Source organism: Pseudocolwellia sp. AS88, from assembly GCF_030551755.1.
Taxonomy (GTDB): Bacteria; Pseudomonadota; Gammaproteobacteria; order Enterobacterales; family Alteromonadaceae; genus Pseudocolwellia.
The window spans coordinates 82,946-99,183 of record NZ_JAUPEC010000011.1 but is presented as its reverse complement, the minus strand read 5'-3'; the positions used below and the strand labels follow the sequence as shown (position 1 = coordinate 99,183).

The 16,238-nt window shown below is 37.9% G+C and carries 13 protein-coding genes; 4 read left to right on the top strand and 9 right to left on the bottom strand.

What is annotated here, in order from left to right:
- Positions 1 to 67: 67 nt before the first annotated feature.
- From Q5N69_RS09860 to Q5N69_RS09825, 8 genes are all read right to left on the bottom strand, one after another.
- Positions 68 to 1,537, bottom strand: a complete 1,470-nt coding sequence (locus Q5N69_RS09860; RefSeq protein ID WP_304368734.1) for a sulfatase-like hydrolase/transferase — start codon at positions 1,535 to 1,537, stop codon at positions 68 to 70.
- A gap of 40 nt (positions 1,538 to 1,577) precedes the next feature.
- Positions 1,578 to 3,197 carry a sulfatase-like hydrolase/transferase gene (locus tag Q5N69_RS09855; RefSeq protein WP_304368733.1) on the bottom strand — a complete coding sequence of 540 codons (1,620 nt, stop codon included), beginning with the start codon at positions 3,195 to 3,197 and terminating at the stop codon, positions 1,578 to 1,580.
- A 191-nt stretch (positions 3,198 to 3,388) separates the two neighbouring features.
- On the bottom strand, positions 3,389 to 4,474 hold the full coding sequence (locus tag Q5N69_RS09850) for a family 16 glycosylhydrolase (protein WP_304368732.1): 1,086 nt from the start codon (positions 4,472 to 4,474) through the stop codon (positions 3,389 to 3,391).
- A gap of 256 nt (positions 4,475 to 4,730) precedes the next feature.
- The gene (locus tag Q5N69_RS09845) at positions 4,731 to 5,474 is read right to left on the bottom strand and encodes a FadR/GntR family transcriptional regulator (protein WP_304368731.1); all 744 of its coding nucleotides are present in this window, start codon (positions 5,472 to 5,474) and stop codon (positions 4,731 to 4,733) included.
- A 183-nt stretch (positions 5,475 to 5,657) separates the two neighbouring features.
- Positions 5,658 to 6,827 (bottom strand): mandelate racemase/muconate lactonizing enzyme family protein, encoded by a 1,170-nt coding sequence (locus Q5N69_RS09840; protein WP_304368730.1) that lies wholly within the window; start codon positions 6,825 to 6,827, stop codon positions 5,658 to 5,660.
- A gap of 27 nt (positions 6,828 to 6,854) precedes the next feature.
- A complete protein-coding gene (locus Q5N69_RS09835) occupies positions 6,855 to 7,499 on the bottom strand; it encodes a 2-dehydro-3-deoxy-6-phosphogalactonate aldolase (protein WP_304368729.1) in 645 nt (214 codons plus the stop codon).
- On the bottom strand, positions 7,492 to 8,403 hold the full coding sequence (locus tag Q5N69_RS09830) for a 2-dehydro-3-deoxygalactonokinase (protein WP_304368728.1): 912 nt from the start codon (positions 8,401 to 8,403) through the stop codon (positions 7,492 to 7,494). Before Q5N69_RS09830 ends, Q5N69_RS09835 begins: the two co-directional genes overlap by 8 nt.
- Before the next feature lie 42 nt (positions 8,404 to 8,445).
- Complete coding sequence (locus tag Q5N69_RS09825) at positions 8,446 to 10,095, bottom strand: sugar porter family MFS transporter (protein WP_304368727.1); 1,650 nt, start codon at positions 10,093 to 10,095, stop codon at positions 8,446 to 8,448.
- A 184-nt stretch (positions 10,096 to 10,279) separates the two neighbouring features.
- Between Q5N69_RS09825 and Q5N69_RS09820 the strand changes: the two genes are divergently transcribed.
- From Q5N69_RS09820 to Q5N69_RS09805, 4 genes are all read left to right on the top strand, one after another.
- The gene (locus Q5N69_RS09820) at positions 10,280 to 11,059 is read left to right on the top strand and encodes an SDR family NAD(P)-dependent oxidoreductase (protein ID WP_304368726.1); all 780 of its coding nucleotides are present in this window, start codon (positions 10,280 to 10,282) and stop codon (positions 11,057 to 11,059) included.
- A gap of 87 nt (positions 11,060 to 11,146) precedes the next feature.
- Positions 11,147 to 11,509 (top strand): aminotransferase class V-fold PLP-dependent enzyme, encoded by a 363-nt coding sequence (locus tag Q5N69_RS09815; RefSeq protein WP_304368725.1) that lies wholly within the window; start codon positions 11,147 to 11,149, stop codon positions 11,507 to 11,509.
- A 13-nt stretch (positions 11,510 to 11,522) separates the two neighbouring features.
- Positions 11,523 to 11,993, top strand: coding sequence for a (2Fe-2S)-binding protein (locus Q5N69_RS09810; protein WP_304368724.1), 471 nt, complete (start codon positions 11,523 to 11,525; stop codon positions 11,991 to 11,993).
- A 3-nt stretch (positions 11,994 to 11,996) separates the two neighbouring features.
- A complete protein-coding gene (locus Q5N69_RS09805; RefSeq protein ID WP_304368723.1) occupies positions 11,997 to 14,252 on the top strand; it encodes a xanthine dehydrogenase family protein molybdopterin-binding subunit in 2,256 nt (751 codons plus the stop codon).
- Between the two features lie 232 nt (positions 14,253 to 14,484).
- Here Q5N69_RS09805 and Q5N69_RS09800 read toward each other — a convergent pair whose 3' ends face one another.
- The gene (locus tag Q5N69_RS09800; protein WP_304368721.1) at positions 14,485 to 16,161 is read right to left on the bottom strand and encodes a sulfatase; all 1,677 of its coding nucleotides are present in this window, start codon (positions 16,159 to 16,161) and stop codon (positions 14,485 to 14,487) included.
- Positions 16,162 to 16,238 lie beyond the last annotated feature (77 nt).

The following is a 16,238-nucleotide window of genomic DNA, read 5'->3' as shown; positions in this document are numbered from 1 at the left end:
AAATTAAACTTCTCTACCCGCACAAAATAAGAGTTTGAGCGAACTAGAGAAGGTAGATTGTTAGTTATTAATTTGTACTATTATTTTTTAAACTAAAGGTTTCATGAAACCTTGGCATCCCTTTTTCTCGCCATTGAACACCTTCTTCATGAATATGAAACCATAAAGGTTGAGGATTAGTCCAGCTCCACAATTCCATTTCGGCAACCATTTCTCGAACAATAAGTGGATGTTTGCTACTCACGTCTTTACTTTCGCTACTGTCATTTGCAACATCAAATAATTGCCATTTTTTTCCCGTATTAACAATTTTCCAATTATCTCTTCTAGCTGCGGCTTCTGAATAGCCCTTTCGATGTCTTAGGGCGTAAATCATTTCCCCTTGTCGAGGACTTGTTCCCGCTATCAAATCTTCCATTATATTTTTACCGTCTAGCTTTTTATTATGAGGTATTTTGGCATCAGCAACTTTTGCAAACGTTGGGTATAAATCTAACGTTGAAATAGGATGAGTAAAAGTTTGTCCATCAGGTACCTGTTCAGGCCAATGGAAAAACATGGGTGTTCTATAACCCCCTTCTAATACGCTACCTTTTCTGCCGCGCAACGGATGGTTATTAGCACCAAGGTTTGGCTTACCGCCGTTATCACTGAAAAAGACAATCAATGTGTTGTCGTATTGTCCTGTGTCTTTTAACGCTTTCACAATTTTATTGACACCACGATCTACCGCATAGACCATACCGGCATACACTTTCCGCTTATTATCTTTAATCTCAGGAAATTGCGCCATGTCTTCTTCTTTTGCTTGCATAGGCGAATGCGGTGCATTGTAAGCTAAGTATAAAAAGAAGGGCTGATCTTCATCAGATGCTGATTTTTTAATAAAACTAACCGCTTCACGGGACAAACCGTCTGTAACATATTCGGTTTCCTCTTCCTCTTTTCCATTACGTTCGAACGGTCTTAGATAATGAAAAATTGAATGATTTAAACCTTGTTTTCTTTGACGCTCATATTGAGGTTTATATTTTTTAGGGAAATAGTCATGACCACCATTAAGAAAGCCATAAAACTCATCAAAGCCTCTATTATTCGGGTGAAATTCTTCCTCTTCTCCTAAATGCCATTTACCAATAGCGCCCGTGCGATAACCAGCATCTTGCAACACTTTACTGATAAATACTTCAGAGGTTGGCACACCTAAGCCACCAGAGCGATTACTGGTAGGTAAGTTAAACTGTGAACCAAATTTATGTGGGTATCGACCGGTCATAATACCTGCTCGACTTGGCCCACAGAATGGATGTGCGTTATAAGCCGACGTTAAGACTACCCCTTCTGATGCTAATTGATCTAAACTTGGCGTTCTTATATCGGGCGAACCGTTAAAGCCTACGTCAGCATAACCCATGTCATCAGTTAAAATGACGAGGATGTTTGGTCGTTTGTTTACGTCAGAAGCAATAGTTGCCGCACTAGAAATCAAACAAAAACAACCTACAACTAATTTACTTAGTGAAAATTTGTTAATCATTATTATTTACCTATAAATTGCTATCTAAATGCTGAATTAACTAAAGTAATCCACGTGCACTCATATGATGACGGAATTTTTCTACAGAAGGATCGCTAACTCTTACTAGTTCCTTCTCTAGCAATGCAACCATGCTCTTTAACTTCTTACGATATGATTTATTCTGAATTTGATTATCTTTTTCAATAGGATCATTCACCAGATCATAAAGCTCATCTCGGCTATCGCCTGGATTCCATACAAATTTCATTTCAGGTGTTCTGATTGCTCTAATACCAAACCAAGAACCGTTATACCACTCATAGGCATAAAGAGCTGAATCGACTTTTCCTTTATCTGCAACATCACCTTGAGTCATTAAAGGTAGCAGTGTACGGCCATCGATATCAGTATCAGACGAAAAGCCCATAATGTCGTTTAACGTTGGCGCAATATCAATAATCGACACTTGGCGATTCACAATTTTAGGCGCAAGCGAAGGTGCGCGAATAAGCAATGGCATACGCATTAATTCGTCATAGGCATAAGGGCCTTTATCATAAAGACCATGTTCACCCAACATGCTGCCTTGGTCGCCCACTAAAACAATGGTTAAGTTTTCATACATTCCTTCTTCTTTCGCCGTTTGAATTAACTCACCAATAATTCGATCAACCATGGCAATAGCACCATAATAAAAAGATCGTGATTTACGCCAATCTAAATCCGTCATATGACCAACATCATGCCAAGGCCACCATATACCGTCTTGCGCTAATGGTTTGTTTACCCGTGGAATCAAATGATTTTCAGGTAATTTAACCGCAGCGGGGTCATACATACTGGCGTAAGGCTCTGGTACTCTATAGGCTGGGTGTGGTTGATTAAAGCTCACCACGCCAAAGAAAGGGCGATCATCTTTAGCCGCTTGCTTTAACATGTTTTTACCGTGAACCAATTTTTTATAGGCTTGAGTATCTTCATAAGTCCCATCTAGGGTTATGTAGTATTCATGCTTTTCACCGTTTTTATCGAGCTTACCTTCATAGTAACCTTTCACTTGCGGTACTTTTGCATAAGGCGTCCAAGGACGAGTGAATCGCTCACGAGGTTCATGGCCTTGACCTAAATCTATTTCGGCACCACGCATTTTTGTACCTTGCGCACCTAAATGCCACTTACCCACATACCCTACTAAATATCCAGCGTCTGATGCTTTTCGCATAATGCCGCCTTCTTTTGGATCAAGCTCGGCTAAACGTGAATGATAAAGTTCAACATTGTCATCTAAACCTGTTTTATGTCCCCACTTACCCGTAAACATCGCTGCACGCGAAGGAGAACATAAACCAGTGGTAGTCATTGCATTATCAAAACGAATAGACTGATTGGCAAGTTCATCAATATTAGGGGTGTTAACTGGCCCACCACGATATGAAAATGTGTCAAAACGCATGTCATCAAACATAATGACTAGAACATTTTCTTTTGATTCGGCTAAAGGTGTATCACCGTTATGATTGCTGTGTGCTGCTTGGGAAAATAATGCAACAGCAACACTTGTTGTTAAAGCCAATAAATTAGTTTTACTCGGCAGTGCCGATACTAAAGTATTTTTCGATGTAATTTTTTCTTGAGAAGAGCGTGGATTAAAAAATAATTGTTTTAAATGAAAGTTCATTTTAAACCTTAAAATTCTCGTTTGTAATTTATTTAGTATACCCTTTCGACTTGAAGATGCTTGTTTCAGGTATCTTCAAGTCGAAAGGGTATAAATAGGTAAAAGCTCACCTAGAGGTGAGCTGGTTATATTTACTGTTCGGTTTTGCTTAATCGATACCTAATATAGGCCTACTAAATAAGCGCAATTGACTAGTGTTCTACTTTGTAAGTCATATGTTCAGGTTTTTGCCAAACTCTTAAATATTCAACTTCAAAATCAACAATACCATCTTCTTTTTCGCCTTCAGGACTGTTTTTCTCTAAGTCAGCTTTTGAGTCTGGGTAACCTCTCCATGGGAAAGTTTCAGTATCAAGCCAAAGATGCATAGCTTTATCAATAACCCAACCTTTATCGCGACCTTTCGTCTTAGCAAAAGCTTCAACATCAGCAATAGACACGTCTGAAACTAATTTACCGTCAACATAATATCGGATACCTGTTTCGCTCCACTCAAAGCCATAAATATGGAAAGCATCAGCTACTCTAAAACCTAAATCTTTAGTTTCAGTATAAGTAACGTTTTTGCCGTTTTCGTGACCATATTTAGGATCCCAGTCATGAATAGTCCACCATAAATCTCTATCTCTATGTTCTTGGCCTTCCATACGGTGACTACCGAAATGTTCGAAAATATCTAACTCTAATGATGTATCATTACGTTGACCATTTTTAAAAGCATGTCGAGTCATCCATAAAGCACTTGAAACTTCAGCATCGGCTGCTTTAGCGCGTACTTCCATATAACCGTATTTGAACATTTTGCGATTAATAATAGCTGCAGTAGTAAAATTACCATACTGCCATTTAACGTTATCTAGACCTTGCTCATTCGTGAATGGAAAATCAGGTTCCCAACGAGCTGATAACTTTAACATGCCATCTTCTAACCGAACATTACCACCAGAAAACTGTGCTGGAGCACGACCAATCCAAACTTCACGTTCTGGATAATCTGGATCTTTATAAATTGGTTGACCATCTTTATCTATCTTACCAACAATAAACCATTTACTTTCGTCTAAAGCTTTACCATCAAACTCATCACTTACATCCTCATTTAAAGTCCAACCGCCTTCATTATGAGGATCCGATAAAGGTAAAAATGTTGTCTGTTGTTTAATTTCACCAGGTTTAGAAACAACTTCCAATTCCCCCTGTGAAGCATTACAGCCAGCGAACAATAATGTAGACACTGCGAATAAAGATAAATTTCGACTAAATGCAAATTTTTTCATGTGTTAACGACCCCAATAGGCATTCTTTAGTACTATGGTAAAAACTTAACACTCACCATAGCTTATTAAAGATAATTATTTATGTAATACATATATAAACATATGACGTTTTAGCATACAAGAAGTATTCAAAATATTTTTAGATAATAATTATCAATACACTAATATCATTATGAAATAATTAAAGCTTAAAACAAAAAAAAGCAGAGATTGCTTTACGCAACCTCTGCTTTTTAATAATTTGAAAAGCTTTAAGCTAACTTTCTCTATTTGCAAACGCTTCATGTAAACGCCTAATTGCATCTTTTAAGAGTTTTTTTGTTAGCTTTTCTGCCAACTCACCATCTTTATCGGCAATCGCTTGATATACGTCTCGATGAAAAGAAACTGAAGAGCTATTTTTTCTTGGATCTTGATTAGTTAGTTGAACACTAATCAACAACGCCGAATAAATAACACCTTCCATTGCCGTTAAATAATCATTACGTGCTGCCCTTAAAACGGCACGATGAAATAATGCATCAGCAATAATGAATTTTTCAACCGAACCTTGTTCAAGCTCCATACCTACAACAGCAGCTTCAATTTCAGCTAATGCCTCAGGTGTGGCCCTTTCGGCAGCCCAACGTGATGCTTTAGGTTCAAACGCTAAACGAATATCCATTAACTGATTGATATAATCTTGATTTGGTGGCGCGTTCACATGCCAAGCAAGCACGTCGTCGTCCCAAAGCACCCACTGACTACGAGGTTTAACACGTGTGCCAATACCGCGACGAACATCCAATAAGCCTTTGCCAACAAGAATCTTAACTGCATCTCGTATAACAACGCGGCTTACTTGATAGCGTTCAGTTAAAGAAGCTTCGTCATCAATTAATGTCCCTTCTTCAATGGTACCAGCAACAATACGTCGCCCTAGTTCTCGCGCGACTTGAATAGGCATACTAGGCGTCATTGTTGCCGCGCGTTTTAAATCGTAATAAACTAATTCACTCATAATAGATACACAAACATTAGACGTTTATAAAAGTTATAGGTAATAGTTGAAATTCTACTGTAATAGTCTATTGAACACAACGTAACTAATAATTAATTTCAACTAACTTCTCAGTTTATTCTTTTTTATTTATTGCAACTAAGCCATATTTTAACTTTGCTCAATGATCAGTAAAAATATGTTTTACCAATTTGTGACACTGCCATCTTCTCTCGTTAAATGAGGTGCTTCAGTAAAAGTTGCACTTTGCTCGGCAATTTTCTCTTCATTCACTTCAACCCCTAACCCTGGCAATTCAGGAATAACAAAATTTGGCCCTTCCATTGTTGCTTGCACAGGAAATAACTCAGGATTATCAAAACCTAATTGCTCAAATGGTGAAGAACGACATTCTAGCCAACTAAAGTTGGGAACCGCGGCTGCTAAATGTATTGAAGCGGCAGTACAAATAGGCCCTAGTGGGTTGTGCATAACTAAATCAATGTAATGTGCTTCAGACCAGCCAGCTACTTTCAGCGCTTCTGTAAAGCCACCAACATTACAAATATCTAAACGATTGTATTGCATTAGTTCTCGTTCAATAAATGGCATAAATTGCCATTTTGAAGAAAACTCTTCACCAATTGCAAATGGAATGTTGGTTAACTTTCTTAGGGTTTCATATGCCTCAGGCGTTTCGTCACGAATAGGCTCTTCCAAGAAGTCTATCGTTCCTGGCGGAATCTTTTGACATAAAGAAGCAGCTTCAGCAACACTCAGTCGGTGATGAAACTCTAGCCCAAGTACAACTTCATGTCCCAGCACCTCCCGTGCTTTGATTAACCAAGGTACTGTTGTATTAATTGATTGGCGTGGCTCAAAGCCGGCAACACCTGTGCTATTGTATGCAGCGCCCATACCATCAGCAATGAAACGAATACATTTCCACCCCATTTCCTTAAGTTGAACAGCTTGGTCAATCATTAACTGACTTGGCTCTGCAGGTACAGTCGCAAAAGCAGGTACCACGTCACGCTGCTTACCTCCAATTAATTGATAAACAGGCACGCCTAGCGCTTTACCTTTGATATCGTGTAGTGCGATATCAATAGCAGCCATAGCTGCGGTAACCACTCGGCCACCTTCAAAATAATGACTTCGGTAACATTCTTGCCAAATACGACCGATATTCATTGGATCTTGGCCGATAATAAACTTAGAGAAATGCTCAATCATCATTGCTACGGCTTGCTCACGAAAAGAAAAACCAGCCTCACCCCAGCCATATATTCCGTCATCTGTTTCAACTTTAACAATCAGTTGATTTCGAGTTCCAACCCATATCACGTATGGGGTAATTGCGGTAATTTTCATAACGTTAACCTTGTTTACTAAATGATTTTATTTTGATAATTTTTTAAACGTACTGACAAACGCTTTTGCAGCAGATCGTATTTCTTCATCAGACATATTTGGCTTGTACAAAGATGAGCCTAAACCAAAACCTTGAGCGCCAATATCCATTAAGGGTTTCATACTTTCTTCGGTAGGGTCAATACCGCCAACAGGGAAACACAATGTCCCTTTAGGTAACACAGAGTTTAACGCTTTAAAGCCATCTTCTCCCAATGCTGAAACAGGAAATAACTTGATACCAGTTGCACCTGCTTCCAAAGCACCAAACGCTTCAGTTGGTGTAACAACACCAGGAAATGTTGCACAACCCGCTGCAATCGACAGCTTAATTACTTCTGGATTCATGTTAGGCGTTACCACTAAGTTTGCGCCTGTAGCAATAACATCTTTTGCTTTTTGAACAGTAGTAACTGTACCAGCTCCAACAAAGTATTGTGTATTGTTGTTGACAAGAAATTCATCCACTAAACGTTTTATACTGTCTAGTGCGTCAGGACTGTTTAATGGTACTTCAATCATCGTAAACCCTTCTTCTATTAGAATTTTAGCAATACGAATAACATCATTTGGTAAAACACCGCGAATGATCGCGATAAGCGGGAACTGTTGTTCTAAGTTAAATTTATTCACTTTGATGTAACACCTTAATTAAATCTGCCATACCTGCAAGAAAACACTCATCGCCATTAACATACGTAAAAGCAATGGATAATGCGCTACAAGCAAGTTTATATTTTGAACATAATTTTTCGCCGCCAACCATGTAAACATGATTACTACTTAAACTATGTAATTCGTTACCGATTAGTAAACCGGATAAGTAACTAGAGACTTCATTGTCTGAAATATTGTTAAAAAGGCGATGCGTTCGAGCAGCAAAAAGAACATTGGTTAACTTATCCGTTTTACTTTCTTTTACACCAAGCAAAAAGGCTTCTGCACTGTCTTCTTGCTCAGGTAGCCCCTTACCTAAGATAGTATGCTCGGTTATAACCGAAAATAACTCGCCAGTCATAAAAGAAAAAAGTTCGGTTATTTTTCCATTCACTACGCGAATATGTTTACTGTGCGTGCCAGGTAAAATAGCATTAAATAATGTTTTATCGACTATTTTTGCTAAACCAAAAATCTGTACTTCTTCACCGCGCATTACGTCATATCGTTCTTCAGGCAATTGATGCGTAACACCAGGTATTATTGTCGCCGGAGCTCCCCAAGGTAAGATAAAGTTGTAGGAGTTATTTGCTAATAAATTCTTATCAACATTAGTTTGTACATAATCAACATCAAACCAACCTTGTAAAGAACCTACCATGCCCGCCATGATAATAGGCAAAGATTTATATTCATCTAACCAATCAGACAAAACACCTTCGAGAGCGTTAGCAAAGTCGCCGTCTTTAACATGTAACAAACCAAGTGCTAGCTCTTGTTTCTTTACTAACTCACTATTTTTATTCATTAAAAACACGCGAAAGTTAGTTGTTCCCCAATCTACAATTAGGTAGCCTTTCGATAATAAATTTTTAGTCATTGACTCTACTCTACTTCCAAAAAAATCGACTTATTAAACAGCTTAAGCCGTCACTAATTCTTTTTCTATTGCTTCAATCGTCTTACCTTTTGTTTCAGGTAAAATGAAGAACATTAACACCAAACCAAATAAGCCTATGCAACCATAAATAAGGAAAATATTAGACACACCTAGGTGTTCTAATTGCCAAGGGAAAAACTCACTCACTGACCAAGAGGCAATGGTTTGCACTAATGCAGCAAAAGGCAAAGCCACACTTCTAACATTGTTAGGGAATATTTCTGAGAATATAACCCATAGAATTGGTCCTATTGATAAATTAAATGCCGCTAAAAAGGCAAAGATACCAAACAAGACCATGCCCGCATTCACCCCTTGGATGCTCGCATTGATAACAATGCCACTCACTAACGGTAATTCTTTCTTATTAAATATTTCCGCTAATTGCACTTTTAAATCAACATCACTTTTAAAAACTTTACCGACTAGTGGCTTCAATCGTTCAATATCATAATTTTCTTGAGTAAACTGTTTCTCTATTTTCATCATTACTGACTGGTCAAATTCGTAAGTTACTTGGCTAAAACCAAACCAAGTTGAACCATGCGCAACAACAACTAGCAGCAAACCACCTAACGTTAGAAAGCGACGACCCAATTTTTCGACAAAAGCAATAGCAAATATTGTAGAGATAACACCAACAAGCCCCATAACGATCGTTTGCATAAACGTGTCTTGAACGCTCATACCTACCTGTTCAAATACTAAAGGAGCAAAAAATAACACCGCATTCATCCCTGTAGCACCTTGAACAACGGCATAAACAACGGCAAGAACGAGAACGAAGCGCATTCTTGTACTAAAAAGATCTTTCAGTTGGTTTAAAATTGAATTCTTTTTGTCTAAGTTAATACTTGCAGTAACTTCAGTAATCGTTGGTTCTATTTGGTATGCTAAAGAAATTTTAGCCAAAATTGTTTTTGCTTCTTCATTTCGGCCTTTCATTATTAACCAACGCGGTGATTCAGGAATAAAAAATATAAGCGTTACCCAAATAACATTGGCTATCAGTTCAGCACCTAACATGTAGCGCCAAATGTTGTCATTGTTTATCCAACTGATATCGCCCATCATTTTAATTAAAAAATAATTAATAACAAAAGCTAGCAATAAACCTACCGCGATCATTAATTGATTAGTAGATACAAACTTACCGCGCTTGTCTGCTGGAGCAATTTCACCTATATACATGGCTGAAACCGTAATCGATGCGAAAGCAACACCACCAATAAAACGCCCAATAACAAGCATTTCGTAGCTAACAGCGGTTGACGATAAAATAGTAGAAACAGAATATGCTAGCGCTATAGCAAGCAATACTTTTTTACGACCAAAACGTTCACATAAAGGGCCAGTAATAAATAAAGCACAAATAACCCCGATCAAAGCGATACCTGCTACGGTACCCGTTTGAGAGCTTGTTAATTCAAACTCAGAACTAATAAAACGGATAGCACCAGAAATATTCGCAGCATCTAAGCCAAAAACAAAACCACCAAATGCGGCAATGAGCGAATAAAAGGCTACGTTCTTATCTATTAATGACATCTTTTTACCTATAATAATTATTTTACTTAAAGTATTTTCTCTCGATAACTTATAAAATTTAGCATTGAAACGACAAAGATACAATAAATATAAACATATGATGTTTATATTTATCGTTTTATGTATTACTATCTATACTAAATAGAAACTATAAATAGTAATGCAGGCTTAAAAAACACTAATCAAATTAACAAAACACGCATTTGTGAGTTCATTAATTAGGTTAGTATCTGCAACTATTCCAGCTAATTAATAGAGTAGGTCCTTTATGAGTAAACGATTAAAAGATCAAATTGCCATTGTAACTGGTGCAGCTGACGGTATTGGCCGATCAATCGCTGAATTATTTTGTCAAGAAGGGGCAAGCGTATGCGTTGCCGATGTAAATGAAGCATTAGGCGAGAGTGTTGTTAAAAACTTAACTGAACAGGGTTTAAAAGCTATCTTTGTTAACACTGATGTTTCAAACATTGATTCGGTTAAAAATATGGTTGACCAAACAGTCAATCTGTTGGGTAAGCCTACTGTTTTAATTAATAATGCCGGAATTATTTATGAAAATAAGAAGTTTTTAGAAACACCAACTGAACAATGGGATAAAAGTTTTGCCGTTAATTTAGATGGTATGTGGCATTGCTGTAAGCAGGTTATTCCCTATATGAAAGAAGTAGGGTTTGGCACCATTGTAAATATTGGTTCAGTACATTCATTCAAAATAGTACCTAATCATTTCCCTTATGCAGTAACCAAACACGCAATAATTGGCCTCACTAAAAATTTAGCCGTAGAACTTGGTGAAGATAATATAAGGGTTAATGCCCTTTGCCCAGGTATGGTTGAAACTGCTGCAGCATTTAAATGGTTTGCTGAGTCTGAAGATCCCGTAGCAGCAAGAAAAAAGATTGCAGATATTCATCCACTTAGAAGAAATGCTTCGTGTGATGAGATAGCTTACCCTGCACTATTTCTTGCCTCGAAAGAATCAAGCTTTATGACGGGACAAAGTTTAATTGTAGATGGCGGACGCTCTGTCGTATATCACTTGTAACAAGCGATAAAAAGTCTATTAGTAGATAACAGACGAACAATGAGTGAAGCATCATATTTACTATGAAAATAATTAGCCCTTGGAAAGATGATTTTCCACTATTTTCATCAACAATTGCAGTATCTCGATAGTGCAGTAACTTGTCTTGTACCTAAAGTTGTTGCCGAGTGCAGTTATCAATACCTTACCCAAGAGCATGCAAATAGTCATCGAGGCATTTATCAACTGAGCCAAAATGTAACAGCAAAAGTTGAGCAATCACGTTCACTGATAAGTGACTTTATTAAGGCTAACTCCCCTAAAGAAATTATTTTTTGTAGTGGTACAACGGACGCCATTAATATTATCGCTAAACATTCTGAAAATTATCAAAGTTTGGTATTAACACCTGCTTTTGATGATATTGATACACCAAAGCAGCTTGCTGAGTTTAAAAAGCTGACACAATAAAATGGAGAATTAAATGTTCACTTTAAATATTAATGGCAAGCCAAACAACGTTGACGAAGAAGGTGATATGCCTTTGCTTTGGGTACTTCGCGATATATTAAAATATACAGGAACAAAATATGGCTGTGGCAAAGGGCTTTGTGGTGCATGTACCGTTCATATAGATGGATTAGCAACTCGCTCATGTGTTTTGCCTATTTCTGTACTTGGACAGAATAAAATCACCACAATAGAAGGCTTGTCAGATGAAGGTGACCACCCTGTTCAACAAGCTTGGAAAAGTTTGAATGTTCCACAATGTGGATACTGCCAACCGGGGCAGATGATGTCAGCCGCGGCTTTACTTGCTGAAAATGCCTCACCAAATGATGAGCAAATAGAACAAGCGATGAGTGGAAATATTTGTCGATGTGGCACTTACCCACGTATCAAACAAGCCATTCATCTCGCTACAGAGCTCTCTTCAGAAATAAAAGGAAGCTAGCAAATGCAAACTATCAACAATGTTAGTCGCCGCAAATTTTTAAAGGCATTAGGTATTTCATCATCTGCACTGGTGTTAAGTGTTAATTTACCGGGTTTATCTTTATTACCCAAAGTTTTTGCCGCTGAAGAAAATCCTGAAAAATTCATTCCCAATGTTTATGTTGAAGTCAATAGTAATAATATTGTTTCAATCATCGTTCACCGTTCAGAGATGGGTCAAGGGATCCGTACAAGCATTCCAATGATTGTTGCAGATGAGCTTGAAGCTGATTGGCAACAAATCAAAGTTGTTCAGGGGCTTGGTGATAAAAAATACGGTAGTCAAAATACCGATGGTTCTCGATCAATTCGCAATTTTTATAAACCTTTAAGAGAAGCAGGCGCTTCAGCTCGTATAATGCTAGAACAGGCCGCGGCACAGTTATGGAAAGTTCCTGTTGGTGAATGTAAAGCAATCGATGGAAAAATTATTCACCAGAAATCACAAAAATCGGTTGGGTTTGGTGAATTAGTCGCTATAGCGTCAACATTACCTGTGCCAGAGCCTAAAGATATAGTATTAAAAAATAAAGCGGATTTTAAGTTCATTGGTAAAAGTAATGTAAAGCTTGTTGATGGACAGGACATTGCTACGGGTAAAGCAATATATGGCTTTGATGTTGAACTAGAAAACATGGTCTATGTGGTTATCGCCCGACCTCCGGTACTAGCCAGTAAAGTTAAAAGCTTTGATGACAGCCAAGCAATAAAAATTAAAGGCGTTATTAAGGTTATTCAACTTGAAGACATTAAAGACCCAGTAGGATTCAAACCTCTCGGTGGTATTGCTGTTATTGCAACAAACACATGGGCAGCCATTAAAGGTAGAGAAGCCTTAAAAATAGAATGGGATGTAAGTCACCATAGCTCTTACAATTCTTCAGAATATAAAGCCATGCTAAAAGAAAGCTGCGATTCACCTAAAAAAATTCTACGAGATAAAGGCGATACAACTGCAGCTTTAGCCAACGCATCATCAATATTAAAAGCAGAATATTATGTTCCAGAATTAGTTCATGCACCGATGGAACCTCCAGCGGCAACGGCTCATTATCATGATGGAATTCTTGAAGCTTGGGCTTGCACCCAAACACCGCAATCGGCTCAAGGTACGGTTGCAAAAGCCGTAGGACTAGCACCTGAAAAAGTATTTATTAATGTCACTTTATTAGGGGGTGGATTTGGCAGAAAATCAAAACCCGACTTTGTCGCTGAAGCTGCCATTATCTCTAAGCAACTAGCATTACCAGTTAAAGTACTGTGGACACGTGAAGATGAGATTCAAAATGGTTATTATCATGCGGTAAGTTATCATAAACTTGAGGCAGGATTCGATCAAAATAGCCAAGTAACTTCATGGCTACACAAAACAGCATTACCACCGATTGGATCTACCTTTAATGCTAAAGCGAAAGTTATTAATTTTGAAGGTAGTTTAGGCATGATTGATATGCCATATGATATTGCCAATATCAAATGCACCGCAGGTAAAGCCGACGCACACACGCGTATTGGTTGGATGCGATCTGTAACAAATATTAACCAAGCATTTGCCGTGTGTTCGTTTGCTGATGAAATTGCTCACGCCAGAAAAGAAAACCCTAAACAGAGCTTACTAACGCTACTTGGTAGTGATAGGCATATCAATGTTAACAAAGAGAAAGCTAAATACGGAAATTATGGCGAAAAACTTAAAGAATACCCTATCGATACTGCAAGATTAAAACAAGCATTGAATAAAGTTGCCGATATGGCTGAGTTCACACCCGTTAAAGAAAATGGCAACGGCATGGGTATTGCCGTTCATCGAAGCTTTACCTCATATGTGGGTTGTGTCGTTGAGGTTTCTAAAAACCCTCAAGGCCATGTGAAAATAGAAAAGATATGGATGAGTGCTGATTGCGGCACTATCGTTAACCCAGAACGTGTTATTTCTCAAATGGAAGGTGCTGCAGTATTTGGGCTTTCATTAACTTTATTTGGTGAAATTACTGCAAAAGACGGAGTGATTGAGCAAAGTAATTTTGACAGTTATCGGTTAGTAAGAATGAATGAAGTACCTCCGATTGAAGTTGAGATACTTCCAAGTCATGAACCACCAGGTGGTGTTGGAGAACCGGGTGTACCTCCTATTGCACCTGCTATTTGCAATGCTATATTTGCAGCAACAGGGAATAGATACCGTAAGTTACCCCTAGCTCAATATAATATTATTTGAATTTTATCGACCCTTTATAATTTGAATGTATGTTGAGTTTTTTCAAATCGAAATGTGTACTGATTAAATCATTATGACCATTAATACTAACGCATCAATTTCCAACAACAATATATTGCTGTCCTGGGTAATTACCAATAACTAATGATTGTTTGTTAAATTATAGCTTAGTGGCTATACAGAGCATTTTAGGTTTTAAAATGCCCCAGTATCAAAGATTAATTAATTTTTGCTAAATTACCTGTCCACCCGCTTTTAATTGAACTAATAATTGCTCAACAAGTTTAGGGTGTTCAGCTGCAATATTTTTAGTTTCTGTCGGGTCAACATTATGATCGTATAGCTCAACATCAATAGGTGCTTTATCTAAATCCCTCACATCTTTCCACGCAATCAATCTATAACGCTGGGTACGCATTGCGTATCCCATAACATATTCCTCTAACAACTCTCGGTTCCATTCAACTTTAGGATCTTCTTTAATACGACCTTCCATCACTTTAATTAAATCCCCAAAGTATGTATTTCGCATTGCAGGCTTTAATGCAACAGACGCCCACTCTCGCAACGCTGGTGTAGGAAATTGGCTAAATGCTGCTTGCTTCCATTCGCGTTCAGGATTATCCAGTAAAGGAGCAAAACTTTGTCCGTCTAAATGTTTAGGTAATGTTAAACCGGCTAACTCAGCAAGCGTTGGATATATATCCACTAATTCGACCAGCGCTTCTGTTTGTACACCACGATTTATATCTGGCATATCAGGTGTCCAAATCATTAAGGGCACACGTGTAGCGATTTCGTAGTTAGTTGCTTTACCCCAAGTGCCCATTTCACCTAAATGCCAACCATGGTCACTCCAAACAATAATGATGGTGTTTTCACGTAAACCTGCTTTTTCTAGTTCGCCGACAATTCGGCCAATTTGCGCATCAACATAACTAATACAAGCTAAATAGGCATGTTTTAATTTAACCGATAAGTCATCTCCTAACGGGCCCATTTTAGGAATTCCGTGTCTAACACGTAGTTCAAATGACGGATGCAACCCTAATGTCGATGAACCTTCAGGTGCTTCTGTTTGAGTAGATAGTTTAATATCTTCAGGATCATACATATCCCAATATTTTTTAGGAGCAACCCAGTTTAAATGCGGCTTTTTCATACCCAGTGCTAAAAAAAATGGCTTGTCGGGATTAGCGGCCATTTCTTTCATCATTTCAATGGCAACATCGGTATTGTAACCGTCATCGTAAGCATTATCTGGCACATCAGCACTTTCAAATGCAGGCCCTTTTGCTAAACTTCTTACACCTGATATAGATGATTCGCCATAATTTTTATATAAATCAGCTCGCGCTTGACGAGTAACATCTTGATTTTCTTTTAATGCAAAGCCATCAAATAACTCTATTGTTCTTTTTGGCATTTTAGCCGGCTTCATTTTACTCCAAGAATGAGCCGCATCGACCATACGTTTATCAGAGTCATGATAAATTTTTCCAGCAAAAGCAGTTTCGTAACCATTTTCACGAAAATGTTGGGGTAAAGTTATAATATTGGGGTTAAGGTCTCTAAAATAGGTTTTGTTGCGTGTAACACCAATCGAATCAGGTCGTCCTCCTGTCATCAAACTCGCACGAGATGGACCACAAATGGGTTGCTGGGTATACGCTTTGTTAAACTGCAACCCTGCCGCAGCAATACGGTCTAAATTAGGACTAATTGCGATGTCGGAGCCATAACTACCCAGTTCCGGACGAAGATCATCAATGGCGATAAAAAGAATATTAGGTTTTTTCTTTTCAACATTTTTATTTAGTGCTTCATTGTTTACGCCATTATTGTTACAGGCACTTAAACCAATAAAACAAAGTACTGTCACAACACTTTTTGTTATCAAACTAGGCATTAATAAATTCCTATATATTATGAATAATTGAATAAAAAGCAGAGATATAATCTCTGCTTTTATAAGCTATAGATGGT

Coding starts and splice junctions, on each gene's coding strand:
- Q5N69_RS09860 (WP_304368734.1), bottom strand. CDS start 1,537: ATGATTAACAAATTTTCACTAAGTAAATTAGTTGTAGGTTGTTTTTGT.
- Q5N69_RS09855 (WP_304368733.1), bottom strand. CDS start 3,197: ATGAACTTTCATTTAAAACAATTATTTTTTAATCCACGCTCTTCTCAA.
- Q5N69_RS09850 (WP_304368732.1), bottom strand. CDS start 4,474: ATGAAAAAATTTGCATTTAGTCGAAATTTATCTTTATTCGCAGTGTCT.
- Q5N69_RS09845 (WP_304368731.1), bottom strand. CDS start 5,474: ATGAGTGAATTAGTTTATTACGATTTAAAACGCGCGGCAACAATGACG.
- Q5N69_RS09840 (WP_304368730.1), bottom strand. CDS start 6,827: ATGAAAATTACCGCAATTACCCCATACGTGATATGGGTTGGAACTCGA.
- Q5N69_RS09830 (WP_304368728.1), bottom strand. CDS start 8,403: ATGACTAAAAATTTATTATCGAAAGGCTACCTAATTGTAGATTGGGGA.
- Q5N69_RS09820 (WP_304368726.1), top strand. CDS start 10,280: ATGAGTAAACGATTAAAAGATCAAATTGCCATTGTAACTGGTGCAGCT.
- Q5N69_RS09815 (WP_304368725.1), top strand. CDS start 11,147: ATGATTTTCCACTATTTTCATCAACAATTGCAGTATCTCGATAGTGCA.
- Q5N69_RS09810 (WP_304368724.1), top strand. CDS start 11,523: ATGTTCACTTTAAATATTAATGGCAAGCCAAACAACGTTGACGAAGAA.
- Q5N69_RS09805 (WP_304368723.1), top strand. CDS start 11,997: ATGCAAACTATCAACAATGTTAGTCGCCGCAAATTTTTAAAGGCATTA.
- Q5N69_RS09800 (WP_304368721.1), bottom strand. CDS start 16,161: ATGCCTAGTTTGATAACAAAAAGTGTTGTGACAGTACTTTGTTTTATT.